Source organism: Streptomyces sp. NPDC006368, assembly GCF_040612535.1.
Taxonomy (GTDB): domain Bacteria; phylum Actinomycetota; class Actinomycetes; order Streptomycetales; family Streptomycetaceae; genus Streptomyces.
Window position 1 is genome coordinate 1 of sequence record NZ_JBEXQK010000059.1, and the last position, 23,661, is coordinate 23,661.

At 72.1% G+C, this 23,661-nt stretch carries 23 protein-coding genes and 1 riboswitch; of the genes, 13 read left to right on the top strand and 10 right to left on the bottom strand.

Annotated features, from left to right (window positions below):
* Positions 1-95: 95 nt before the first annotated feature.
* Complete coding sequence (locus ABZZ38_RS28270) at positions 96-605, bottom strand: flavin reductase family protein (protein ID WP_356745011.1); 510 nt, start codon at positions 603-605, stop codon at positions 96-98.
* A 391-nt stretch (positions 606-996) separates the two neighbouring features.
* On the opposite strand from ABZZ38_RS28270, the gene cdgB reads away from it, so the two are divergent.
* Both cdgB and ABZZ38_RS28280 read left to right on the top strand, forming a co-directional pair.
* The gene (gene cdgB, locus ABZZ38_RS28275) at positions 997-2,640 is read left to right on the top strand and encodes a diguanylate cyclase CdgB (protein WP_356745013.1); all 1,644 of its coding nucleotides are present in this window, start codon (positions 997-999) and stop codon (positions 2,638-2,640) included.
* Between the two features lie 65 nt (positions 2,641-2,705).
* Positions 2,706-3,650, top strand: a complete 945-nt coding sequence (locus tag ABZZ38_RS28280; RefSeq protein ID WP_356745015.1) for a CBM35 domain-containing protein — start codon at positions 2,706-2,708, stop codon at positions 3,648-3,650.
* Here the strand turns inward: ABZZ38_RS28280 and ABZZ38_RS28285 are convergent.
* From ABZZ38_RS28285 to ABZZ38_RS28305, 5 genes are all read right to left on the bottom strand, one after another.
* Complete coding sequence (locus ABZZ38_RS28285) at positions 3,637-4,491, bottom strand: class II fructose-bisphosphate aldolase (protein ID WP_356745017.1); 855 nt, start codon at positions 4,489-4,491, stop codon at positions 3,637-3,639. The two genes, ABZZ38_RS28280 and ABZZ38_RS28285, sit on opposite strands and share 14 nt — an antisense overlap.
* Before the next feature lie 14 nt (positions 4,492-4,505).
* The gene (locus ABZZ38_RS28290) at positions 4,506-5,432 is read right to left on the bottom strand and encodes a 1-phosphofructokinase family hexose kinase (protein ID WP_356745019.1); all 927 of its coding nucleotides are present in this window, start codon (positions 5,430-5,432) and stop codon (positions 4,506-4,508) included.
* Positions 5,433-5,561: 129 nt separating this feature from the next.
* Complete coding sequence (nagA, locus tag ABZZ38_RS28295; protein WP_356745021.1) at positions 5,562-6,734, bottom strand: N-acetylglucosamine-6-phosphate deacetylase; 1,173 nt, start codon at positions 6,732-6,734, stop codon at positions 5,562-5,564.
* Positions 6,734-7,684 carry an ROK family protein gene (locus ABZZ38_RS28300; RefSeq protein ID WP_356745023.1) on the bottom strand — a complete coding sequence of 317 codons (951 nt, stop codon included), beginning with the start codon at positions 7,682-7,684 and terminating at the stop codon, positions 6,734-6,736. Before ABZZ38_RS28300 ends, nagA begins: the two co-directional genes overlap by 1 nt.
* Before the next feature lie 89 nt (positions 7,685-7,773).
* Positions 7,774-8,670: a sugar isomerase gene (locus ABZZ38_RS28305; protein ID WP_356745025.1), complete on the bottom strand. Its 897-nt coding sequence runs from the start codon at positions 8,668-8,670 to the stop codon at positions 7,774-7,776.
* A 156-nt stretch (positions 8,671-8,826) separates the two neighbouring features.
* On the opposite strand from ABZZ38_RS28305, the gene ABZZ38_RS28310 reads away from it, so the two are divergent.
* Genes ABZZ38_RS28310 through otsB form a run of 3 tightly spaced genes read left to right on the top strand, consistent with a single transcriptional unit; the run spans position 8,827 to position 11,179 of the window.
* Positions 8,827-10,044 carry an extracellular solute-binding protein gene (locus ABZZ38_RS28310; protein ID WP_356745060.1) on the top strand — a complete coding sequence of 406 codons (1,218 nt, stop codon included), beginning with the start codon at positions 8,827-8,829 and terminating at the stop codon, positions 10,042-10,044.
* 13 nt (positions 10,045-10,057) lie between these two features.
* Positions 10,058-10,297 (top strand): DUF3263 domain-containing protein, encoded by a 240-nt coding sequence (locus ABZZ38_RS28315; RefSeq protein WP_356745027.1) that lies wholly within the window; start codon positions 10,058-10,060, stop codon positions 10,295-10,297.
* 36 nt (positions 10,298-10,333) lie between these two features.
* On the top strand, positions 10,334-11,179 hold the full coding sequence (gene otsB, locus ABZZ38_RS28320) for a trehalose-phosphatase (protein WP_356745029.1): 846 nt from the start codon (positions 10,334-10,336) through the stop codon (positions 11,177-11,179).
* 61 nt (positions 11,180-11,240) lie between these two features.
* On the opposite strand, the gene ABZZ38_RS28325 is transcribed toward otsB, so the two are convergent.
* Both ABZZ38_RS28325 and ABZZ38_RS28330 read right to left on the bottom strand, forming a co-directional pair.
* On the bottom strand, positions 11,241-12,692 hold the full coding sequence (locus tag ABZZ38_RS28325; RefSeq protein ID WP_356745031.1) for a trehalose-6-phosphate synthase: 1,452 nt from the start codon (positions 12,690-12,692) through the stop codon (positions 11,241-11,243).
* A gap of 45 nt (positions 12,693-12,737) precedes the next feature.
* Positions 12,738-13,688: a glucosyl-3-phosphoglycerate synthase gene (locus ABZZ38_RS28330; protein ID WP_356745033.1), complete on the bottom strand. Its 951-nt coding sequence runs from the start codon at positions 13,686-13,688 to the stop codon at positions 12,738-12,740.
* 125 nt (positions 13,689-13,813) lie between these two features.
* Positions 13,814-13,958: riboswitch (SAM riboswitch) on the top strand.
* Here ABZZ38_RS28330 and thrC point away from each other — a divergent pair.
* The 6 genes from thrC (at position 13,943) to ABZZ38_RS28360 (ending at position 19,214) form a co-directional block, all read left to right on the top strand.
* Complete coding sequence (gene thrC / locus ABZZ38_RS28335) at positions 13,943-15,262, top strand: threonine synthase (protein WP_356745035.1); 1,320 nt, start codon at positions 13,943-13,945, stop codon at positions 15,260-15,262. It overlaps the preceding riboswitch by 16 nt.
* Before the next feature lie 23 nt (positions 15,263-15,285).
* The gene (locus ABZZ38_RS28340; RefSeq protein WP_356745037.1) at positions 15,286-15,561 is read left to right on the top strand and encodes a ubiquitin-like small modifier protein 1; all 276 of its coding nucleotides are present in this window, start codon (positions 15,286-15,288) and stop codon (positions 15,559-15,561) included.
* A 419-nt stretch (positions 15,562-15,980) separates the two neighbouring features.
* Positions 15,981-16,184 (top strand): cold-shock protein, encoded by a 204-nt coding sequence (locus ABZZ38_RS28345; protein WP_031073244.1) that lies wholly within the window; start codon positions 15,981-15,983, stop codon positions 16,182-16,184.
* Between the two features lie 479 nt (positions 16,185-16,663).
* A complete protein-coding gene (groL, locus tag ABZZ38_RS28350) occupies positions 16,664-18,286 on the top strand; it encodes a chaperonin GroEL (RefSeq protein WP_356745039.1) in 1,623 nt (540 codons plus the stop codon).
* A 99-nt stretch (positions 18,287-18,385) separates the two neighbouring features.
* Positions 18,386-18,829 carry an SRPBCC family protein gene (locus ABZZ38_RS28355; RefSeq protein WP_356745041.1) on the top strand — a complete coding sequence of 148 codons (444 nt, stop codon included), beginning with the start codon at positions 18,386-18,388 and terminating at the stop codon, positions 18,827-18,829.
* A 169-nt stretch (positions 18,830-18,998) separates the two neighbouring features.
* The gene (locus ABZZ38_RS28360; RefSeq protein WP_356745042.1) at positions 18,999-19,214 is read left to right on the top strand and encodes a hypothetical protein; all 216 of its coding nucleotides are present in this window, start codon (positions 18,999-19,001) and stop codon (positions 19,212-19,214) included.
* A gap of 210 nt (positions 19,215-19,424) precedes the next feature.
* Here ABZZ38_RS28360 and ABZZ38_RS28365 read toward each other — a convergent pair whose 3' ends face one another.
* Entirely contained in the window at positions 19,425-19,679 is a 255-nt protein-coding gene (locus ABZZ38_RS28365; protein WP_356745044.1) for a WhiB family transcriptional regulator, read from the bottom strand.
* A 128-nt stretch (positions 19,680-19,807) separates the two neighbouring features.
* On the opposite strand from ABZZ38_RS28365, the gene ABZZ38_RS28370 reads away from it, so the two are divergent.
* Both ABZZ38_RS28370 and ABZZ38_RS28375 read left to right on the top strand, forming a co-directional pair.
* On the top strand, positions 19,808-21,283 hold the full coding sequence (locus tag ABZZ38_RS28370) for an ABC transporter permease (RefSeq protein WP_356745046.1): 1,476 nt from the start codon (positions 19,808-19,810) through the stop codon (positions 21,281-21,283).
* Positions 21,284-21,320: 37 nt separating this feature from the next.
* Positions 21,321-22,016 carry an ABC transporter ATP-binding protein gene (locus ABZZ38_RS28375; protein WP_356745048.1) on the top strand — a complete coding sequence of 232 codons (696 nt, stop codon included), beginning with the start codon at positions 21,321-21,323 and terminating at the stop codon, positions 22,014-22,016.
* On the opposite strand, the gene ABZZ38_RS28380 is transcribed toward ABZZ38_RS28375, so the two are convergent.
* Positions 21,982-23,487, bottom strand: coding sequence for a PTS transporter subunit EIIC (locus ABZZ38_RS28380; RefSeq protein ID WP_356745050.1), 1,506 nt, complete (start codon positions 23,485-23,487; stop codon positions 21,982-21,984). The genes ABZZ38_RS28375 and ABZZ38_RS28380 overlap by 35 nt on opposite strands.
* Between the last annotated feature and the right edge of the window lie 174 nt (positions 23,488-23,661).

Genomic DNA, 23,661 nt, shown 5'->3' on the forward strand with positions numbered 1-23,661 from the left:
GGCGTCCCGAGGCCGGCGCGTCCCGACGGCGCCCCGGCGCCCGGTCCGCCCCGGCACCCGGGCGGGGGCCACGGCCCGGTCCGCCCGCCCGCCCGTCAGGCCAGGTGGCGGTAGCGCCCCCGGAAGTACATCAGCGGAGCCCCCTCCGGGCTCGGGAAACCGACCGCCAGGACGCGGCCGATCACCAGCGTGTGGTCGCCCGCCTCCACGCGCTGTTCCGTGCGGCACTCCAGGACCGTCAGCGCCCCGCCCACCAGCGGTGCGCCGCTCACCTCGCCGCGCGTGTACGGGATGTCCGCGAACAGCAGCCGGTCGCTGATCCGGCCCTTCATCGAGAACCGGCCCGCGATGTGCCGCTGGCTCTCCGAGAGCACCGAGACGCCCCACAGGGGCTGCTCGGCCAGCAGGTCGTCCATGCGGGAGCCGTTCCGCAGGCTCACCATCACGAGCGGGGGGTCCAGCGACACCGACAGGAACGCCGTCGCCGTCATGCCGACGTCCTCGGCGTGCGGACCGCCCGCGCCCAGCGGCGGCTCCTGCGCGGTCACCAGCACCACACCCGCGGCGAGCCGGGACATGGCGGCGCGGAACTCGTCGTTGCTCACCCCCTCAGGATGAGGGACGGCGGCGGCGGGGGCGGCGGAGGAACGGGGCGTCGGAAACACCCGGCAACGCTAACCGGGCCCGCCGCCCGCGCGCATCGGGCCAAGGGACCAGCCCGGTCCTAGGACCCCACCGCCCCCTCCCCGTCGCCCCGCCCCCTCCCCACCGCCGCGCACAGCCCTCATGGATTTGCGTGGAGCAAAGGAATCCGGTGCAGTGGGACACCGCCCCCCGCCCACGCTCATCACCTGTGACTTGAGTCACAGAGCGCGGTAATTGTTGACCCTGTGTACCGGGTGCACAGCTCGCTGTGATTCAGTGACCGGTGACAGTGCAACACGAGCGCCGATGAGAACCCTGGAGTTGCTGTCGAGGTCTCGGGGAGAGCGAGCAATGGAGACCGAGTCGGAGCCGTACGTCCGTCTTGCGACCCTGCGGCAGCTGCATCAGGTCGTCGCCAACCTCAACACGGCCCGGAGCCTGGCCGACACGCTGCAGACCGTGGCCGACGGGGTCATCCAAGGCCTGGGCTACGAACTGGCCTGCGTCAATCTCGTACGCCCCGACGGTGACCTGGTCGTCGCCGCCTTCGCGGGCAGCGCCGCCGCGGAAGCGCTGATCACCGGCCGGGTCGGCTCCCGCGCCTCGTGGGAGCGCCGCCTGGGCATGGGCGAGGCGTGGGGGGACCTCCGCTTCATCCCGCACACCGAGGGCTGGGTCCTCATAGAGGACGACGTCCCCCAGTGGCACACCGAAGGCCCCGAGCCCCGCTTCGAGGACGAATGGCACCCCCGCGACCGGCTCTACGCGCCCATGTACGCGTCGGGCAGCGGCCGTGAGCTCCTCGGCGTCATCTCAGTCGACCGGCCCCGCAACGGCCGCCGGCCCGGGCCGTGGGGCCGGGAAGCGCTCCAGATGTACGCCTCCCAGGCCGCGATTGCGATCAGCAACGCCCGGCTGCGAGCAAACATGCAGCGGGCCCTCGTCCGCCTGGAACGCGAGCAGCAGGCGCTGCGGGCCAGTGAAGAGTCGTTCCGCCAGGCCTTCGAGTACGCCCCTTCCGGCATGGCCATCGCCGAGATGGGCGGCGACCAGCACGGCCGGCTGCTGCGCGCCAACGACGCGCTGTGCCGGCTGCTGAGCCGCCCCGCCTCCGTGATGCGCCGCTACTCCTTCGCGGATCTCGTCCACCCCGAGGACATCGGCACGCTGCTGCGCACCTCGGCGGAGGGCGGCCGGGCCGAGCTGCGCCTCGGTCGCCGCGACGGCACCTACGTGTGGGTGTCCCTGCGGAACTCGGTGGTCGCCGACACCGCCGACGGGCCGCGCTTCCTCCTCACCCACGTCGAGGACATCGAGGAGCGCAAGCGGCACGAGCTCCAGCTCGCCCACCGCGCCTCGCACGACGCGCTGACCGGCCTGCCCAACAGCGCCGAGCTGCGCGCCCGTCTCAGCTCCCGGCTCTGCGCCCGCCCGCACGCGGTCCACCCGGGCGCGCCCGACGCGTACGACCCCGAGGGCAGCGTGTACGAGTACGACCACGGCCGCGGTTTCGACTTCGGCGCGGACGCCGCCGGCCCGTACGACCACCACGTCCACACGGTGGCGCCGCCGTCCGGGAGTGACGTCGACGACGGTACGAAGGGGCTCGCCGTGCTCTTCTGCGACCTCGACGGCTTCAAGTCGATCAACGACCGGTTCGGGCACCACACCGGGGACGCCGTGCTCATCGAGGTGGCGCGGCGCCTGACCGCGGGCGTCCGGGACGGGGACACCGTCGCCCGGCTGGGGGGTGACGAATTCGTCGTCCTCGCCGACGGGCTCGGCTCCGCCGACGCCGCCGACCTCGCCGTACGGCTGCGCAACGCGATCATCCCGCCCATCCGGGTGGAGGGCCGGGCGGTCCGCGTGGGGGCCAGTTTCGGCATCGGCTGGGCGGAGTGCGGGATGTCCGTCGAAGAGGTGCTGAACTCCGCTGACCAGCGCATGTACATCGAGAAGCGCTCCCGCTCCAAGGTTCACCGCCGGGCTGGGTAGTCCGTTCGGGGTAGGCTCGCCGGGGTCGGTGACGGCTGGCGAGCACGGATGAGGAGTGACCAGGGATGGCTGCCGGTAACAACGGCAACGGCGCGGGCACGCCCGAGGACGACGACCCGTTCGGCTACCTGTACGCGGACGGGCAGGCCGCGGGTGCCCAGGCGCCGCACCAGGGCGGCTACGGCTACCCCGGTCCGGCGGCGGCCGCGCAGCCGGGTGTGCCGAGAACGTCGTACAACCAGGTCCGTGCGGTCGGTGAGCGCCAGTACGGCCAGGTCCCGCCGCAGCGCCCGACCGCTCAGTACGCCGCGCCCGAGATGTACGGCCCGCCCCCGGTCCAGCACCAGGTGGCCCACCACTCGGCCGCGCCCCAGGCCCCGCACCGCGGCGGCCGGGGCGGCGGGCCGAACACCAAGGGCCTGCTCATCGGTGCCGTGGCGGTCGTCCTGGTGGTGGTGATCGGTATCACGGTCGCCCTCCTGACGAACAGCGACGGGGAGAAGGACGACCGGGCGAACCCGTCGGCGCCCGCCTCCCAGGTCCAGGAGTCCCCGAGCACGGAGCCCTCCAAGGACTCCGGGGACAAGCCCGCCGAACTCCCGAAGCAGGACGCGGCGACGCTCCAGCTGGGCGCGCCCGCGGTCCTGGCCAAGGACGTGAAGGGAGCCGAGGGCACCGGCGGGGCGTACGTGACGGGCTTCAACGCGGTGGGCGCCTCGGTCACCTGGAAGGCGAACGTCGCGGAGGCCGGCGAGTACAAGCTGTACGTGCGGTACGCCATCCCGGCCAAGGACGCCAATGCCACGCTGACCGTCAACGGCAAGGCCAACCCGAACCCGCTGGGTCTGAAGAACTTCATCCACTCCACGGACCCGAACCTGGAGAAGAACTGGCAGACCACGTGGGCACCGGTCACCTTGCAGAAGGGCGAGAACGAGCTCAAGATCTCGTGCGAGCAGGGCAACCAGTGCGACGCGGTCCTCGACTGGCTCGAGGTCAGGACGCCGTGACCACCCGCAGGAAGTGAGCCACCGCCCCCGTCATCGCCTCACGAGCGGGGGCGAGGTATTTCCGGGGGTCGACCGTCGAGGTGTCGGTGGTCAGGAAGTCGCGCACGGCGCCGGTGAACGCGGTGTTCAGGGCCGTGCCGATGTTGATTTTGGTCATGCCGGCGGTGATCGCCGCGCGGAGTTCCGGGTCCGGGACGCCCGAGGAGCCGTGCAGCACCAGGGGGACCGGGACGGTGTCGCGGAGTGCGGTGATCAGGGTGTGGTCCAGGGTCGCGGTGCGTTCGGTCATCGCGTGGGTGGAGCCGACCGCGACGGCCAGCGCGTCGACGCCGGTGTCCGCGACGTACGCGGCGGCCTCGGCCGGGTCGGTGCGGACGCCGGGGGTGTGGGCGTCCGGCGGGGGCTCGCCGTCCTTGCCGCCGATCCGGCCCAGCTCCGCCTCGACCCAGATGCCCCGTTCGTGGCCCCAGCGCACGGCCGCGGCGGTGGCCTTGACGTTGTCGCCGTACGGGAGTTTCGAGGCGTCGAACATCACCGAGCCGAAGCCCTCGGTGTGGGCGGCGCGCAGCAGGTCCTCGGAGACGACGTGGTCGAGGTGGAGGGCGAGCGTGGCGGTGGAGGCGCGGGCGACGGCGGACGCGGCGGCGGCGATGGAGGTCAGGTCGCCGCCGTGGAAGCGCACCGCGTTCTCGGAGATCTGCAGGATGGCGGGCGCTCCGGCCCGTTCGGCCCCGGCGGCGATGGCCTCGGCGTGCTCCAGGGTGATGACGTTGAACGCGGCGACCGCGCGGCGGGCCGCCGCGGCCCGGGTGATCAGTTCGCCGGTGGGGGCGAGGGGCATGAGCACTACCTCCGTTACGCGGCCGTGGCGAGCTCCGTCACCGTGATCCGGTCCAGGAGCTCCTGGTAGGTGCGCGGGTCGTACTCCCCGGCGGCCGGCGCCAGCACCGTAGCCGTGGAGAGGGCCACCGCGCGGCGCAGCCGGTCCGGCCAGGGGAGGCCTTCGACCAGCCCGGACAGCAGGCCCGCCACGGCCGAGTCGCCCGCGCCCGTCGGGTTGCCCCTGACCGGTGCGGGCGGGGCCGCGCGCCAGGTGCCGTCCGGGGTGACCACGAGGAGCCCGTCGGCGCCGAGGGAGGCGGCCACCGCGTGGGCGCCGCGGCGGCGGGCGTCGCGGGCGGCGCGCAGCGGTTCGCGGGCGCCGGTGAGGCGGGCGAGTTCGTCGGCGTTGGGCTTGACGAGGTCGGGGCGGGCGGCGATGCCCCTGCGCAGGGGTTCGCCGCTGGTGTCGAGGACGACGGGGACGCCGGCGGCGCGGGTGCGGCGTATCAGCTCGGCGTACGCGCCGACGCGGACGCCGGGCGGCAGGCTGCCGCAGAGGGCGACGGCCCGGGCGTCGGTGAGGAGGGAGTCGTACGTGGCGAGGAAGGCCGACCACTCGGTGGGCGTGACGGCGGGGCCGGGCTCGTTGAGCTGGGTGGTGTCGCCGGTCGCGGCGTCGACGACCGCGACGGTACGGCGGGTGTCGCCGGCCACGGGTACGAGGGCGTCGCGCACGGGCAGCGGGGCGAGCAGGCCGCGCAGGACGTCGCCGGTGGGTCCGCCCGCGAAGCCGGTGACGACGGTCTCGTGGCCCAGGGCGGCGAGTACGCGGGCGACGTTGAGGCCCTTGCCGCCGGGGCGTTCGGTGACGTCGGTGACGCGGTGCGAGGTGTGCGGGACGAGAGCGGCGACCTTGTAGGTGAGGTCGAGGGCGGTGTTGAGCGTGACCGTCAGGATCACTGGTCCGACACCCCCGAAGCCGCGCAAGGTAACCGCTTGTTGTCCGTGCTGATCATGCCAAACGGATGGCGGTTGGCCCAGCCCTCCCGGGCCGTCGGGCCAACCGCCTCCCGGTGGTCCGTTCGAACGTCAGCTCGCGTGGGCGACGAGGGCCGTGTGCGGTTCGACCACCCAGGCCCCCTTGCGCATGACGCCCTTGAGGGTGAACTCGGCGTCGAGGACGACCAGGTCGGCGTCCTTGCCCGGCTCCAGTGAGCCGACCGTGTCGTACATCCCCAGCAGTTTCGCGGGGTTGGCGGAGACGGCCTGCACGATCGATTCGACGGGCAGCCGGTCGACGGTCGCGGCCCGCTTGAAGGCGGTGTCGAGGGTGAGCGTGGAGCCCGCGATCGAGCCGCCCTCCACCAGCCGGGCGACGCCGTCGCGGACCTCGACCGCCAGCGGGCCGAGGCTGTAGACGCCGTCGCCGAAGCCGGCCGCGTCCATGGCGTCCGTGATGAACGCGACGCGTCCCGGGCCCGCGTGATGGAACGCCAGCTCCAGCGCGGCAGGGTGCAGGTGCGTCCCGTCGTTGATCAGCTCGACGGTGACCCGCTCGTCCTCCAGGAGCGCGGCGATCGGGCCGGGGGAGCGGTGGCCGAGCGGCGGCATCGCGTTGAAGAGGTGCGTGGCGACGGTGGCGCCCGCCTCGATGGCCTCGACCGTCTGTTCGTACGTGGCGTCCGTGTGCCCGATCGCGGCGATGACGCCGTGTTCGGCCAGCAGGCGTACGGAGTCGATGCCGCCGGGCAGTTCGGTGGCGAGGGTGACCATTCTGGCGTGGCCGCGCGCCGCGTCGATCAGCTTGCGCACCTCGGCCGGGTCGGGGTCGCGCAGCAGCTCCTCGCTGTGGGCGCCCTTGCGGCACGGCGAGATGAACGGGCCTTCGAAGTGGACGCCCGCGATGTCGCCCTGTTCGGCGAGCTCGGAGAGCTCCGCGGCGCGGTGCGCGAGGAAGTGCATGTCGCCGGTGACGGTGGAGGCGACGAGCGTGGTGGTGCCGTGCAGCCGGTGCGTGTGGACGCCCTTGAGCACCTCGTCGACGGTGCCGGAGGTGAAGGACGCGCCTCCGCCGCCGTGGTTGTGCAGGTCGACGAAGCCGGGCACGATCCAGTGCCCGGACAGGTCGAGATCCGGGGCGGACGTCCCGGACGCCGGCGCGGGGCCGGTGATCCTCCCGTTCTCGACGATCACCCGCCCGTTGTCCACGATCCCGGTCGGCAGCACCACGCGGGCGCCGGCGAGAACCTTGCGATCGGTCATCAGGCGGATACCTCCGAGTGTGGGGCGGGGTCCTCGGCGAGCAGGTCCCAGGCGAGGAGGCCCGCGCCCAGGCATCCGGCGGTGTCCCCGAGGGCCGCCGGCACGATGGCGGGCAGCTTCTGGAACGTCACTCGCTCCTCGACGGCCGCCCGAAGGGGTGTGAACAACGTTTCCCCGGCCTCGGCGAGACCGCCACCGATGATGAGCGTGCGGGGGTCCAGCAGGGTGAGCGCGGTGACCAGGCCGTCGGCGAGCGCGTCGACCGCGTCCCGCCATACGCGTACGGCGTCGGCGTCGCCGGCGGCGACGGCCTTGGCGCAGTCCGCCGCGTCCGCCTCCGGGTCACCGCTCGCCGTCGCCCAGGCGCGGCTGACCGCGGCGGCGGAGGCGAGGGTCTCCAGGCAGCCGCGCTGCCCGCAGCCGCAGGCGGGCCCACCGGGGCGGACCACGATGTGCCCGATCTCGCCGGCGTACCCGTGGGCGCCGGCCTCGATGGCGCCGCCGATACCGATGGCACCGGCGATCCCGGTGCCCAGCGGCACGAACAGGAACCGGTCGGCGCCCTTGCCGGCGCCGATGCGGCCCTCGGCGAGCCCGCCGGTGCGTACGTCGTGCCCGAGGGCGACCGGCAGGCCGCCGAGCCGTTCGCCCAGACGGGCGCGGAGCGGTACGTCGCGCCATCCGAGGTTGGCGGCGTAGACGGCGATGCCGTGGTCGGGGTCGATGATCCCGGGCACGGCGACGCCCGCGGCGAGGGCGCCGGCACCGTACCGCTCGCGGCCGTGGGCGTGCAGCTCGGCGGCGAAGCCGAGGATGGACTCCACGACCGCGTCGGGGCCGCGCTCCCTGCCGGTGGGGCGCCGCGCCTCGTACAGCAGGGTCCCGTCCGCTCCGACCAGGGCGGCCTTCATGCCGGTGCCGCCCACATCGAGGGCGATGACGTGTCTCACGGAGACAGTGTGGCTCGTACACCCGTGAAAGGTCTAGTCCACTTGCGCGGATTGTTGCCCTCGCATACAAAACGCTTTTCCCGCGCGCGTCACGGCGACAGGATCACGCTCCGCGTGAGGTTGCGCGGCCGGTCCGGGTCGTACCCCTTCGCCTCCGCCAGCGCCACCGCCAGCCGCTGCGCCCGCACCAGGTCCGCCATCGGGTCCGCCGTCGCGTGCGCGTGCAGCGTGCCCCCGACCCGCGCCACCTCGCCCGCCAGGCCCTGTGGCAGCGCGCCGAAGACCCACGCGACCCGCCCGGGGCCGGTGATCGAGATCGGCCCGTGGCGGTACTCCATCGCCGGGTACGCCTCCGTCCACGCGCCCGCCGCCTCGCGCATCTTCAGGCCCGCCTCCAGCGCCAGCCCGTACGTCCAGCCCCGCCCCAGGAACGTCCACTGCTCGGCGCCGACCACCGCCTCGGGCAGCGGCTCCGTCACCGCGAGCTCCGCGTCCACCGCGGCCTCGGCGACCGGCTTCACGCCCGGCACGGGCCCCAGTCCCGCCCGCAGGAACGCCAGCGCCGTCGTCGCGAACCGCGTCTGGACCACCGACTCCTCGTCCGCCCAGTCCAGCACCGCCACCCGGTCCGCCGCCGCCATGACCGGCGTGTTCGGGTCGGCGGTCAGCGCCAGCGTCCCCACCCGGCCGCGCAGCCCGCGCAGCAGGTCCAGCACCTCGGTCGTCGTACCCGACCGTGTGATCGCCACGACCCGGTCGTACGCGCGCGAGGCCGGGAACTCCGACGACGGGAACGCGTCCGTCTCGCCCTGCCCCGCCGCCTCCCGCAGCGCGGCGTACGCGATCGCCATGAACCAGGACGTGCCGCACCCGGTGACGGCGACCCGCTCGCCGGGCTCCGGCAGCCCCTCGAACGCGGTGGCCGCCCCGGCGGCGCGGCGCCAGCAGGCCGGCTGGGTGGCGATCTCAGTGGCGGTACGGGACATGCGCGGTGTCTCCTCCGGCTCGTCGTACGCAGGTGGTGTAGACCTCATCCCATGGCATGAGGGAGAATCGCAGCTCAACGTAGAGCAAAGAGTGGGTGGGATACAGCTGTGCAGCGCCGCTACCTGGGACTGACCGCGGCGGTTGCCGCATGGAGCATGGCGGCGACGCTGACCGCCTGCGGGACCGGCGGTTCGGGGGACGTCACCCTCAAACTGGTCGCCGCCGACTACGGCAGCACCGACGCCAACACGTCGAAGAGGTACTGGGACGACGTCGCCGGTGCTTTCGAGAAGACGCACCCGGGCATTGACATCGATGTCCAGGTGCTGTCCTGGAAGGACGTCGACCGCGAGGTCGCCGAGATGGTGAAGCGGGGCGAGGCCCCCGACCTGGCGCAGATCGGCGCGTACGCCGACTACGCCAAGGACGACAAGCTGTACCCGGTCGACAGTCTCGTCTCGATCCCCACGCAGGCGAACTTCCTGCCCCTGCTCAGCGAGGCCGGCGAGGTGGACCGCGTCCAGTACGGCATGCCGTTCGCCTCCAGCACGCGGCTCCTCTTCTACAACCGGGAGCTCTTCGACAAGGCGGGTGTCACGGCGCCCGCGACCTGGAAGGACATCAGGACCGCCGCTCAGGCGCTGAAGGACGAGGGCGTGAAGTACCCCTTCGCGCTGCCGCTCGGCACGGAGGAGTCCCAGGCCGAGACCATGCAGTGGCTGCTCAGCGGGGGCGGCGGCTACCGCGACGAGAACACCGGCACGTACAGGATCGACTCACCCGAGAACGTCGCCACCTTCCGCTGGCTCAAGACCCAGCTGGTCGGCCCCGGACTGACCGGCCCGGTCGCCCCCGGCGAACTCGACCGGCAGGAGGCGTTCGACGCCTTCACCCGCGGCGAGGTCGGCATGCTCAACGGCCACCCCACCCTGATGCAGCAGGCCGAGAAGGCCGGCGTCAAGGTCGGCAAGGTGCCGCTGCCCGGCATCGAGGGCCGGGCCAAGTCCACGATGGGCGTGGCCGACTGGATGATGGCCTTCAAGCAGAACGGCCACCGCAAGGAGATCGGCCAGTTCCTCGACTTCGTGTACGAGGACAAGAACGTGCTGGAGTTCTCCGACCGGTACGACATCCTGCCGGTCACCGTCAGCGCCAGCCACGCCATGGCCAACGACCCGGTCCACGCGGACCTCAAAGCCTTCCTGGAGGCGCTGCCCACGTCCGAGCTGTACCCGGTCGGCGAGACGTCCTGGGCGAAGGTCAGCGAGAGCGTCAAGAAGAACATCGGCCGGGCCGTGGCGCCGGACGGCGACCCCGAGGCGGTGCTGGAGCGGATAGCGAAGGACGCCAGGGACGCGGAGGCGGCCGAGTAGCTATGTTGCTCATATGACCGCCGCCGACACCCCCCTCACCGACCGGGACCGCGCCGTCCTGGCCATGGAGCGCCGCTCCTGGCCCGGCCCCGGCGCGAAGGAGCGCGCGATCAGGGAGCAGCTGGCCATGTCGCCGACCCGCTACTACCAGCTGCTCAACGCCCTCCTCGACGATCCCAGGGCCCTCGCGCACGACCCCGTGACGGTCAACCGGCTGCGGCGCGTGCGCGCGTCCCGCGAGGCGCAGCGGTAGGTGTGCGGGCACGTGGTCGTGGATAGGTTTGCGCACATGGGCACCGAATCCTTGCCACGTCCCACGACCGCGGCCGGCCGCGAGGGCCTCGCCGCGCTCCTCGCCGGCCCCGAGCGGGCGGTCGTCGCCCTCGACTTCGACGGCACCCTCGCCGAGATCGTGGACGACCCCGAGCAGGCCCGCGCCCACCCCGGCGCCGTTCCCGCCCTCGCGGCGCTCGCACCGCGCGTCGCGTCCGTCGCGGTGGTGACGGGGCGGCCGGCCGGAGTGGCGGTGCGGTACGGCGGCTTCGCCGGCGTGCCGGGCCTCGAACACCTCGTCGTCCTCGGCCACTACGGCGCCGAGCGGTGGGACGCCGTCACCGGCACCGTCCAGGCGGCCCCGCCGCACCCCGGCGTGGCCGCCGTGCGCGCGGAACTGCCCGGAGTGCTGGACCGGGCGGGCGCGTGGAGCGGCACGTGGATCGAGGAGAAGGGCCGTGCGGTCGCCGTCCACACCCGCCGCGCGACCGACCCCCAGGCCGCGTTCGACGCCCTGCGCGCGCCGCTCGCCGACCTCGCGACCCGCCACGGCCTCGTCATCGAACCGGGCCGCATGGTCCTGGAGCTCCGCCCCCCGGGCATGGACAAGGGCGTCGCCCTCACCGACCACATCCGCGCGACCGGCGCGAGCGCCGTCCTGTACGCGGGCGACGACCTCGGTGACCTCGCGGCCTTCGCGGCGGTCGAGAAGCTCCGCTCCGACGGTACGCCGGGCCTGCTGGTCTGCAGCGCCAGCGCGGAGGTCCCGGACCTCGCGTCCCGCGCGGACCTCGCCCTCCCGGGGCCTGCGGCGGTGGTCGACTTCCTGGCGGCCCTGGCGGCCTCGACGACCTCGGGCTGAACACGCGCCGTCCCCCACCCGGCCCCGGTTACGGGAAGGGCGGGGGAGGCCGGGGGGCGGGCTACGCGTCGTCGCGGAGGGCGTTCAGCTGGTCCAGGAACCAGCGGGACGGGGGGAGCGCCGTGGACGCCGCCGACAGGCGCTTGGTGCGTTCCGCGCGCTCCGTGGCGGGCATCGTCAGGGCCTCGTGGAGCGCCGAGGCGGTGCCCGTCACGTCGTACGGGTTGACCGTCAGCGCGTCGTCGCGGAGCTCCTCGTACGCGCCCGCCTCCCGGGACAGCACCAGCGCGACGCCCGCGTCGGAGACGACCGGGACCTCCTTGGCGACCAGGTTCATGCCGTCGCGGATGGGGTTGACCAGCGCCACGTCCGCCATGCGGTACGCCGCCAGGGAGCGGGCGAAGTCGTCGTCCATGTGCAGGATGACCGGCGTCCAGCCGTCGACGCCGTACTCCGCGTTGATCTCGTCCGCGAGGCGCGAGACGTCCGCCGTGTAGTCGCGGTAGACGGCCAGGTCCTGGCGGGAGGGGTAGGCGAACGCCAGGTGCACGACCCGTTCGCGCCACTCGGGGTGCTCGTCCAGCAGCGTCCGGTACGCCAGCAGGCCGCGCACGATGTTCTTGGAGAGCTCCGTGCGGTCGACGCGCACGATGACGCGCCGGTCCTCGCCGCCGATCTGCTCCCGCAGGGCCGCCATCCGCTCGTCCACGTCGGCCCGCCGCGACCGCTCCCGCAGGAAGTCGGCGTCGGCGCCCAGCCCGTGCACCCCCAGGGACGTCCGCCGCCGCTGGTGGCCCGGGACGCGGTACTCGAAGCTGGGGTCCTGGTCCTTGGGCCAGTAGGCCATGCCGTCGTAGTGCCCCAGCACCGACTGGCAGCAGTTCTGGAAGGCGCGCAGCCACCGGGAGGTCAGGAAGCCCAGCCGGTCCGCGCCGAGCATGCCCAGCAGCAGCTCCTCCGCGATGTCGTCCGGCAGCATCCGGAAGTACTCCGGCGGCGCCCACGGCGTGTGCGAGAAGTGGCCGATCCTCAGGTCGGGGCGGAGTTCCCGGAGCATGCCCGGCGCGAGCGCCAGGTGGTAGTCCTGGATCACCACGGCCGCGCCCCGGTCCGCCTCGTCCGCCAGCGCCGCCGCGAACGCGCGGTTGTAGAGCCGGTACGCGTCCCACTGCCGCCGGAACTCCGTGTCGAAGACCGGCTCCAGCGGCGTCTGGTACAGCATGTGGTGCACGAACCACAGCACCGAGTTCGCGATGCCGTTGTACGCCGCCGCGTGCGTCGCCGGGTCGATGTCGAGCATCCGCACACCCGGCTCGGCCATCCCGCGCCGTACCGCCTCGCGGTCACCGTCGCTCAGCGCGGCGCACACCCACAGCGCGCCGGCGTCCGGCCCGATCGCGGACAGGCCGGACACCAGCCCGCCCCCGCCCCTGCGGGCGTCGAGTGTGCCGTCCTCGCGGGGCACATAGCTGACCGGACCTCTGTTCGAAGCAACGAGAATCTGGGGCGCCATGGTGACGAACCTAGCCCGTCCCGTAAACGCTCAAACGTACGGAGATCAAGCCACGCGCCGCCGCGCGTACTCCGCCACCTCCACCATCGGCGGCCGTTCCTCCGTGTCCACCGGATGCGTGCGCGGTACGAAGCCCTCCTCGCCCCGGTCGAACTGGGTCAGCCGCGGCCGTACCGGATGCCCCCGGGAGAGCCGCAGCTGAGCCGTCCGGTAGATCGCCGCCGCCATCCGGCCCAGCGCCCGGTCGTCCTGGTGCCGGTGCTTGCGCACACCCACGTCCACCTGCGCCAACGCGTCCAGGCCCACCGTGTGCAGCGCGTCGACGAGGAGGCCCAGCTCGACGCCGTACCCGACGGGGAAGGGCAGCCGCTCCAGCAGCGAGCGGCGCGCCGCGTACTCCCCGCCCAGCGGCTGGACGAAGCCGGCGAGCTGCGGCCAGTGCAGGTTCAGCAGCGGCCGTGCCACCAGCTCCGTCACCCGCCCGCCCTGGGCCGCGGCACCCACCGCGTCACCCAACGGCCGGTCGTACATCGCCTTCACGAAGTGAACGCCCCGGTCGGTCAGCAGCGGTCCGACGATCCCGGACACGAAGTCGGCCGAGAAGTCCCTCAGGTCCGCGTCGACGAAGCACACGACGTCCCCGCTCGTCACGAACAGCGACCGCCACAGCACCTCCCCCTTGCCGGGCAGGGCGGGTACGCGCGGGAGTATCGCGTCCCGTGCGACGACCCGGGCCCCGGCCGCCGCCGCGACCTGTGCCGTGCGGTCCGTCGAACCGGAGTCGATGACGACCAGCTCGTCGACGAGCGGGACCGCGTCCGACATCAGCTCGCGCCGGATCACGGTGACGATGTCGCCGACCGTCGCCTCCTCGTTCAGCGCCGGCAGGACGACACTGACGGTCGTTCCGCGTTTGGCCGAGAGCAGCTGGTCGAGCGGCCGGTCGGACACGGACCAGGACCGCCGGGCGAGCCAGCGCTCCACCTCTTCCAGCACGTGATCTCCATCTCGCGTATCGGACGACCATCTCAGGCGTCCAGGGGTTCGGTTACAGTCTTGAGCAACGCGGATGACCGTCGCATGTCGGGGGTCAGGGTCCGCGCCGTCGAACAATCGAATACCGCTCATCCAGAGGGGCAGAGGGACACGGCCCGTTGAAGCCCCGGCAACCCTCCAGTCGGCACTCGCACATCTGCGCGCGAGGCCCCGGCTAGGGAAGGTGCCAAATCCGTCTCATGGCGAAGTGCGCCATGAGGAAGATGAGGAGAAAGGGCCTCGCCTCCATGGCTGTACAGACTGTCGCCACCGCAAAGAACGTCGACCTCGGGCCTGCTTCCGCCCTCTCCTGTCGCGAATGCGGCGAACGTTTCCCCCTCGGCCCCATTTTCGCCTGTGAGCTGTGTTTCGGGCCGCTGGAGATCGCCTACGACCTGCCGGCCGGCGACCCCGAGGCGCTGCGCAGGCGGATCGAGGCCGGGCCCGCCAACATCTGGCGGTACGCCCCGCTCCTGCCCGTCCCCGCCGACGTGACGGAGAAGCCGAACCTCAACCCGGGCTGGACCAAGCTGGTCCGGGCCGACAACCTCGCCCGCGAGCTCGGCGTCGAGCCCGGCAAGCTGTTCGTCAAGGACGACTCCGGCAACCCCACGCACTCCTTCAAGGACCGCGTCGTCGCCCAGGCCCTGGAGGCCGCCCGCGCCTTCGGCTTCACCACCCTGTCCTGCTCCTCCACCGGCAACCTGGCGGGCGCCGTCGGCGCCGCCGCCGCCCGCGCCGGCTTCCGCTCGTGCGTGTTCATCCCGCACGACCTGGAGCAGGGCAAGGTCGTCATGGCCGCCGTCTACGGCGGCGAGCTCGTCGGCATCGAGGGCAACTACGACGACGTCAACCGCTTCTGCTCGGAGCTCATCGGCGACCCGCTGGGCGAGGGCTGGGGCTTCGTCAACGTCAACCTCCGCCCGTACTACGCCGAGGGTTCGAAGACGCTGGCGTACGAGATCTGCGAGCAGCTCGGCTGGCGGCTGCCCGACCAGCTGGTCATCCCGATCGCCTCCGGCTCCCAGCTGACGAAGATCGACAAGGGTCTTCAGGAGCTCATCGGCCTCGGCCTCGTCGAGGACAGGCCGTACAAGATCTTCGGCGCCCAGGCGGCGGGCTGCTCCCCGGTGTCGGCGGCCTTCAAGGCCGGCCATGACGTCGTACGGCCCCAGAAGCCGGACACCATCGCCAAGTCGCTCGCCATCGGCAACCCGGCGGACGGCCCGTACGTCCTGGACATCGCCCGCCGCACCGGCGGCGCCGTCGAGGACGTCGACGACGAGCAGATCGTGGACGCGATCAAGGTGCTGGCCCGCACGGAGGGCATCTTCGCCGAGACGGCGGGCGGGGTGACCGTGGGCGTGACGAGGAAGCTGATCGAGGCTGGTCTGCTGGACCCGTCCCTGACCACCGTCGTGCTCAACACCGGCGACGGGCTGAAGACCCTCGACGCGGTGTCCGCGACCACCGGCCCGACCGCGACCATCCGCCCGAGCCTGGACGCGTTCCGCGACGCCGGCCTGGCCCGCTGAGACCCTTCGAAAGGCACCCCGACATGAGCGTCAACGTCCGCATCCCCACCATCCTCCGCACGTACACGGGCGGCCGGGCCGAGGTCACGGCCGAGGGCTCCACCCTCGCCGAGGTCATCGAGTCGCTGGAGAAGAACCACCCGGGCATCGCCCCCCGCGTCCTGGACGACCAGGGCAAGCTGCGCCGCTTCGTGAACGTCTACGTCAACGACGACGACGTGCGCTTCGAGGACGGTCTCGGCACCGCGACGCCGGACGGTGCGGGCGTTTCGATCATTCCCGCCGTCGCCGGCGGCTGATCATCAACCGGTCGCTCCGATAATCGGAATTGCCCCCTCCGTCACAAGAAGCGGAGGGGGCAATTCTGCATGGTTGGGCGCGGTAGAGTTGGGGAAGTCCCCGCCGTCGCGTGTGCCGGACGCATATGAATTCACGCTCCCGCGCGACAAGATGCAGTCAAAGTGTCCGTAAGTTATGCGCCATAAGTGCGCTTTGCCGGGCCCGACTTGCCCGGGATTCCCCCGTATTCGGCCAACTTTTCCGTTCACGCGTGCTCGGAATTCTCGTCCGATTGACCTGTTGCAGACGGCAGTTGGACAGATACATTCAGCGGCGGTCGACGCGTTCCGGCGCAGCCCGTTCCTGTTCAGCGGGTGAGTTCTGACCCGGGTCCGCGAAGTGCGGTCCTGTGCAAGGGCCAGTAATAGGGGAGTTAGGCATGGCTCAGGGCACCGTCAAGTGGTTCAACGCGGAGAAGGGGTACGGCTTCATCGCGGTCGACGGTGGTGCGGATGTTTTCGTCCACTACAGCGCGATCCAGATGGACGGTTACCGCACCCTGGAAGAAGGTCAGCGAGTCGAGTTCGAGATCTCGCAGGGCCAGAAGGGTCCGCAGGCGGACATGGTCAAGCTCGCGGGTTAGCACTGAGCCGGCACAGCGGCACAGCGGCACGGCGACACGGCGTGATTCGGCCAGCGACTGCACAGTGAGTGCCAGGGGCTCGCATCCGAGGAGGGTGCGGGCCCCTCGCATGTCCGCGCGCGGGGTTCCGTGGGCGGGTCCCCGCGCGGGTCCGTGGGCAGGTCCCCGCGCGTGTCGGTGCGCGTGTCGGTGCGCGCCGGGGAGGCGCCGCCCGGCGTGCGGCACCGGCGTGCGACCCGTCCCGCACCCGGTTCGCGCCGCGCCGTCGCCTCCCGATCCCCGGGAGGCGCTTGCACTCGCAGGGGTCGAGTGCTAATCATTGGTTAGCACTCTGAAGGTGAGAGTGACAACGAAGGACCGGGTCGGTGAGGTCCGCAGGCCAAGTGGGGCAAGGAACCACAGGGGCATGCAGGCCGTCCGTCGCGGGCGCCAGCGCGGTCCGGAGCAGTCTCCACCCCAGTCCGGGAGGACCACTTCACATGGCCAAGATCATCGCGTTCGACGAGGAGGCACGGCGCGGCCTCGAGCGCGGCATGAACCAGCTCGCCGACGCCGTCAAGGTGACCCTGGGCCCCAAGGGTCGCAACGTCGTCCTCGAGAAGAAGTGGGGCGCCCCCACGATCACCAACGATGGTGTGTCCATCGCCAAGGAGATCGAGCTCGAGGACCCGTTCGAGAAGATCGGCGCCGAGCTGGTCAAGGAAGTCGCCAAGAAGACGGACGACGTCGCCGGTGACGGTACGACCACCGCGACCGTTCTCGCCCAGGCGCTCGTCCGCGAGGGTCTGCGCAACGTCGCCGCCGGCGCCAACCCGATGGCCCTGAAGCGCGGTATCGAGAAGGCCGTCGAGGCCGTCTCCGGCGCGCTGCTCGACCAGGCGAAGGAGGTCGAGACGAAGGAGCAGATCGCCTCCACCGCCTCCATCTCCGCCGCCGACACCCAGATCGGCGAGCTCATCGCCGAGGCCATGGACAAGGTCGGCAAGGAAGGCGTCATCACCGTCGAGGAGTCCCAGACCTTCGGTCTGGAGCTGGAGCTCACCGAGGGTATGCGCTTCGACAAGGGCTACATCTCGGCGTACTTCGCCACCGACATGGAGCGTATGGAGGCCTCTCTGGAGGACCCGTACATCCTGATCGTCAACTCCAAGATCTCCGCGGTGAAGGACCTGCTCCCGCTGCTGGAGAAGGTCATGCAGTCCGGCAAGCCGCTGCTGATCATCGCCGAGGACGTCGAGGGCGAGGCCCTGTCGACCCTGGTCGTCAACAAGATCCGCGGCACCTTCAAGTCCGTCGCCGTCAAGGCCCCGGGCTTCGGCGACCGCCGCAAGGCCATGCTGAACGACATCGCCATCCTCACCGGTGGCCAGGTCATCTCCGAGGAGGTCGGCCTCAAGCTGGAGAACGCCGGCCTCGACCTCCTGGGCCGCGCCCGCAAGGTCGTCATCACCAAGGACGAGACCACGATCGTCGACGGTGCCGGTGAGAGCGAGCAGGTTCAGGGCCGCGTCAACCAGATCCGCGCCGAGATCGAGAACTCCGACTCGGACTACGACCGCGAGAAGCTCCAGGAGCGTCTGGCGAAGCTGGCCGGCGGCGTGGCCGTCATCAAGGCCGGTGCCGCCACCGAGGTCGAGCTCAAGGAGCGCAAGCACCGCATCGAGGACGCGGTGCGCAACGCCAAGGCCGCCGTCGAGGAGGGCATCGTCGCCGGTGGTGGCGTGGCCCTGCTCCAGGCGTCCAGCGTCTTCGAGAAGCTGGAGCTCGAGGGTGACGAGGCCACCGGCGCCAACGCCGTGCGCCTGGCCCTGGAGGCCCCGCTGAAGCAGATCGCCGTCAACGGTGGTCTCGAGGGTGGCGTCATCGTCGAGAAGGTGCGCAACCTGCCCGTCGGCCACGGCCTGAACGCCGCGACCGGCGAGTACGTCGACATGATCGCCGAGGGCATCATCGACCCCGCCAAGGTGACCCGTTCCGCTCTGCAGAACGCGGCCTCCATCGCGGCGCTGTTCCTCACCACCGAGGCCGTCATCGCCGACAAGCCGGAGAAGGCGTCCGCGCCGGCCGGCGGCGGCATGCCGGGCGGTGACATGGACTTCTGATCCTCCCGGATCGGACACGTCCTTCCGTTCCGAGGGCGGCACCCCTTCTCCCAGGGGGTGCCGCCCTCGGGCGTTTCGGCCCGGGCCTACGCTGGGGGTATGGCCGTCGACGTCCTGACCGAGACCGTGATCGACGCCCCGTGCGACCTCGTCGCCGCGTACGCCGCCGACCCGTCGAACGCGCCCGAGTGGTACGTCAACATCGTCTCCGTCGAGTGGGAGACCCCGTCCGCCATGGAGGTCGGCGCCCGCGCGGCCTTCGTCGCCCGCTTCCTCGGGCGACGCCTCGTCCACACGTACGAGATCGTCGCGTATGAGCCGGGGCGGCGCCTCGTCATGCGTACGACCGACGGGCCGTTCCCCATGGAGACCACCTACACCTGGGAGCCGTACGGCACCGACGGGAGGGCGACCCGGATGACGCTGCGGAACCGTGGCGGCGCAGGTCACCGGTTCGCCGCCCCCGCGATCCGGCGCGCCAACCGCAAGGACCTGGCGGCGCTGAAGCGCCTGCTGGAACGCAGGAGCAGCCCCGGGGCCTGACCCCCGGGACCGGTCCCTGGTGTGGCCGGATCGGAACCCCTCGGGCCTGGCGGGTGTCAACTGCGGTTAGCACGGATGGGGTTGTTGAGGCCTCATACCTATGCGAGCCGACGGTTAATCGACCACTCTGTGTATGGAAGCCGAATACTCAGCGTGGAGGTGCCAGGCCATGGCGTTGCGATCGTCGGACCGGCTGCGGGCGGCCGAGGAAGTAGTGGCACAGCTGCGGGGCGAACTGGGTGCGGTGGGGGTGACCCTGCCGTCGCTGCGGGTCGACGCGGTGACGGCGACGGGTGACGCGCCGTTTCCGCTGGTGGAGCTGGGGCGCTGCAACCTCGACACCGCGATGCGGCTGGTCGCCGTACTGCGCGAGGCACGCCGGTGAAGCCGGGCGAGTACGTGATCGACGGCCGGGACGGGCGGGTCGGTGAGGTGGTGGGGCACGTCGGGGACTACGTACAGCTACGGCCGCCGGATGGTGGACGGAGATGGGTATGCCCGGATCACGCGCTGAGCCCGGCGCCACCGGGCGAGGTTCTGCGGGAGCGGGTGCGCCTGCTCAACCGGCGGGCGCGGTTGGGGCCGTAGCGCCCGGTCACCCGGTCTGCGCCGCGCGCCTGCGGGAGCGGCGTATCAGGGCCCGGCGTTCGTCCTCGGACAGTCCGCCCCACACGCCGGTTTCCTGGCGGGTCTCCACAGCCCACCGCAGACACTGCTCGCGCACGGGGCAGCGTCGGCAGACGGACTTGGCCGTCTCGGCCTGAAGCATCGCGGGCCCGCTCGTCCCGATGGGGAAGAAGAGGTCGGGGTCCTCGTTCCGACAGGCCGCGGCGGCACGCCAGTTATCCATAAGAGCCTCCTTTTGTCTTTTCTTCGGGTGACCGTCGATCCCGGACTGAAACGGGACTTCGGGCCCTTCTCATGCGACTCTCATGGCTGCCTTACGCCCTCATCACGCCACGTCCTTACGTTCGCGGCATGTTCTTCACCTATCTCAGGCGCGAGTTGCGCCGCCGGAGGAAGGCGGCGCTGGTCGTCGCCTCCGGCCTGGCGCTCGGTATCGCGCTGGTCATCGTCGTCAACTCGGTCGCCGCGGGCATGAACCGGGCCCAGGACGAGGTTCTCGAGTCGCTGTACGGGCTGGGCACCGACATGACGGTCACCAAGGCGGCGGCGCCGCCCGAAGAGGGCGGCACCGTGCGGAAGCCTCGGTTCGAGTTCGACGCGAAGGACCCGGACGACGACAGCGCGCAGAGCCAGGACCTCGTCATGGTGCAGGGGTTCGAGACGCTGGCGTCGTCGGCCGTGGTGGAGGTGGGCGGGCAGGACGGCGTCGCGGAGGCGGTCGGCGGGCTCAGCCTGCGCGTGATGAAGGTGGACGGGCGGTTCGAGCGGGGCGAGGTGCAGCCGGGCGGGCCGCCCGGTAGTGGCGCCGGTGGCGGTTCCGGTGATTCCGGTGGTGGCGGGAAGGTCCGGGGCGGCGGGGCGGCGTTCGACGTCAACGCGTACAGCGTCTACGGGACCGACGTCGCCCACCAGGGGCTCGGGCCGCTGACGACGTCGAGGATCACCTCCGGGCGTACGTTCCGGACGGGTGAGACCGCCGCCGAGGTGGCCGTCGTCGACAGCGCGTACGCCAAGGAGCAGGAGCTCGGGGTGGGCGAGAAGCTCACCATCTCGGGGACGTCGTTCAGCGTCATCGGCATCGCGACCGCCGACAGCGGTGACGCCGCCGCCGACGTCTACCTGCCGCTCGCGCGGGCGCAGGTCCTGGCGGACGCCAAGGACAAGGTGACGACGGTCTACGTGCGGGCGGCCGACTCGCAGCGGATCGCGGCGGTCAAGGCGTCGATCCAGAAGGGCATTCCGGGGACGACGGTGACGACGTCCGCCGATCTCGCCGGCACCGTCTCCGGTTCGCTGTCCACCGCGTCCGGCCTCGCGTCGGGTGTGGGGAGGTGGCTGTCGATCATCGTGCTGGCCGCCGCGTTCATGGTCGCGGGGTTGCTGACGTCGTCGGCGGTGAGCCGGCGGGTACGGGAGTTCGGCACGCTCAAGGCGCTGGGGTGGAAGAGCGGCCGGGTGACCCGGCAGGTCGTCGGCGAGGCGCTCGTCAACGGGCTGATCGGCGGGGTGCTCGGCATCGGGATCGGGCTCGCGGGGGCGTGGGCGATCACGGCGTTCGGGCCGACGCTCACCGCGGAGCTCGGTGGAGCCGGAGGGGGCGGCGGAGCCGGTGGCGGCGGGCGGGTCTTCGGGCCCGGCGGTGGTGGCGGGGCGATGGGGGAGGGCGCGGGCCGGGCGCTCGACGTCGCCCTCACCGCGCCGGTCTCCCTCCCGACCATCGGGCTCGCCGTCTCCCTCGCCGTCCTGGGCGGGCTCATCGCCGGCGGCTTCGGCGGCTGGCGGGCCTCCCGGCTGCGGCCCGCGGACGCGCTGCGCCGTGTCGGGTAACGCCACCTTCCCTACGTACCAACGGAGTTGACAGCACATGTACCAGCTCAGTGGCGTCACCAAGCGCTACCGGCGCGGCAAGGAGACCGTCCAGGCCCTGGACGGCGTGGACCTGGTGATCGAGGACGGCGGGCGCCTGGTCATCCAGGGCCCGACCGGGGGCGGCAAGTCCACGCTGCTCCAGATGCTCGGCGGTCTGGACCGGCCCACGGAGGGGAGCGTGGTGCTGGACGACACCGACCTGGCCACGCTGCCGGAGGCGCGGCTGACGCGTGTACGGGCGGAGAAGATCGGGTTCGTGTTCCAGAGCTTCAACCTCGTGCCGACGCTCACCGCCCAGGAGAACGTCGAGACCGCGCTCGTACCCCTCGGGCTGAAGGCCCGCGAACGGCGGGAGCGGGCCGCGGAGGCGCTCGTCTCGGTGGGGCTCGGGGAGCGGCGCGGGCATGTGCCCGGCGAACTGTCCGGCGGGCAGCAGCAGCGGGTCGCGATCGCGCGGGCGCTGGTCAAGCGGCCGGCGGTGCTGCTGGCGGACGAACCGACCGGGAACCTCGACGAGTCGATGCGCGACGAGATCATGGACCTGCTGGAGGGGCTGTGGGAGGAGAACGGGCTGACGTTCGTCATGGTCACCCATGACACGGCGCTGGCGCGGCGGGCGCCGCGACTGGCGACGATCAGGAAGGGCCGGGTGACGATCAGGGAGCAGGCGGTGGGGACGGCGACGCCGTAGCGGGGCGGGGCGCCGTGGCGGCGCCGGGCGTCGCGGCGGGGCCGGGATCGGACCGGCCGCTGAGGGCCGGGGTGTTGAGGTCCCGCAGCATCCGGTCGCTGAAGCCGAAGAAGTACGTGGCCAGGAAACCGGCCACGTACCCGGTCAGCAGGCCGCCCGCGTAGATCGCGACCGTGGTGCCGCTCAGTCCGCCGCTGCCGTCGAGGAGCGGGAACAGCGCCCAGCCGGACGGGCCGATCGCCGTCGAGCCGACCGTGTTGCCCAGCATGCTGAACAGGCCGACGAAGCCGCCGCCGAACGCGCCGCCGACGCACGCCGTGATGAACGGGCGGCCGAGGGGGAGGGAGACGCCGTAGATCAGCGGCTCCCCCACACCGAGCAGGCCGGCCGGGAGCGCGGACCTGATCGTGCGGCGGATGTCGCCGCGGTGGCGGAGCCGCAGATAGACGGCGGCGGCCGCACCCACCTGGCCCGCGCCGGCCATGGCCAGGATGGGCAGCAGGAGCGTGAACCCCTGCTGCTCGATGAGCGTGGTGTGGAGGGGGATCAGCGCCTGGTGCAGGCCGAGCATCACGAGGGGGAGGAACAGCCCGCCGAGGACGAAACCGGCGACCGCGCCGCCGCCCGCGAGCAGCCGGTCGGCGGCCTCGCCGATGGCGGCGGAGACCTCGCCCGCGACGAACATCAGGCCGTAGACGGTGATCAGGCCCGAGACCAGGACGGTCAGAGTGGGGGTGACGAGCACGTCGAGGGACTCCGGCACGCGGCGGCGGCACCACTTCTCGACGCGTGTCGCCAGCGCGGCGGCGGCGAGCGCGCCGAGGACGCCGCCCTGGCCGGGTGAGAGCTGCTGGCCGAACACCTCGATCCTCGCCACGCCCGCGTAGACGATGATCGCGGCGACGGCGCCGCCCAGGATCGGCGTACCGCCGAACTCCTTGGCCGTGTTGAGGCCGACGAACACGGCGATCAGCGCCATGAACCCGGAGGCGATCGCGGTGAGAGCCGGGGTGAGGACGGGCAGCCGGCCCAGGTTGACCAGGAGGCCGTTGAGGCCCGCGATGATGCCGCAGCCGATGAGGGCGGGGATCAGCGGCACGAAGATGTTCGCGACGCGGCGGAGGAGGAGCTTGAACGGGGTGGCGTTCCGGCTCCGCTGAGCGGCCTTGAGGGCGGCGCCTCGGGCGGCGAGGTCGGCGGTGGTGCCGCTCGCGGTCAGGGCCTCGAACTCCGGGGCCACCCTGGCGACCGTGCCCGGGCCGAGGACGATCTGGTACGTCGACCCGTCCTCGACGACGCCCATGACGGCGGGCAGCGCCTTGAGCGCTTCGTCCTGGACGAGGGAACGGTCGCGCAGGGCGAGGCGGAGGCGGGTCATGCAGTGGGCGACGGACGTGACGTTCCCGGCGCCGCCGACGAGGGGGAGGATCGCGGCGGCGATGGCGCGGTTCTTGTCGGGGGTGGGGGTCATGGGGGCGCCTTGCTGTGTGTGGGGGGAGGGTGTCGGGGTGCGGTGAGGTGGGGGTCCTTGTGGGTGTGGCCGCGGGGCTTCCCATGGGGCGGGAGCCGTCGGCGGGTGCGGGTGCATGCGGTCGGGGGGTGCCGCGCCGTCGTCGGCGGGCGGCGGCGGGCGGCGGGGCGGGGA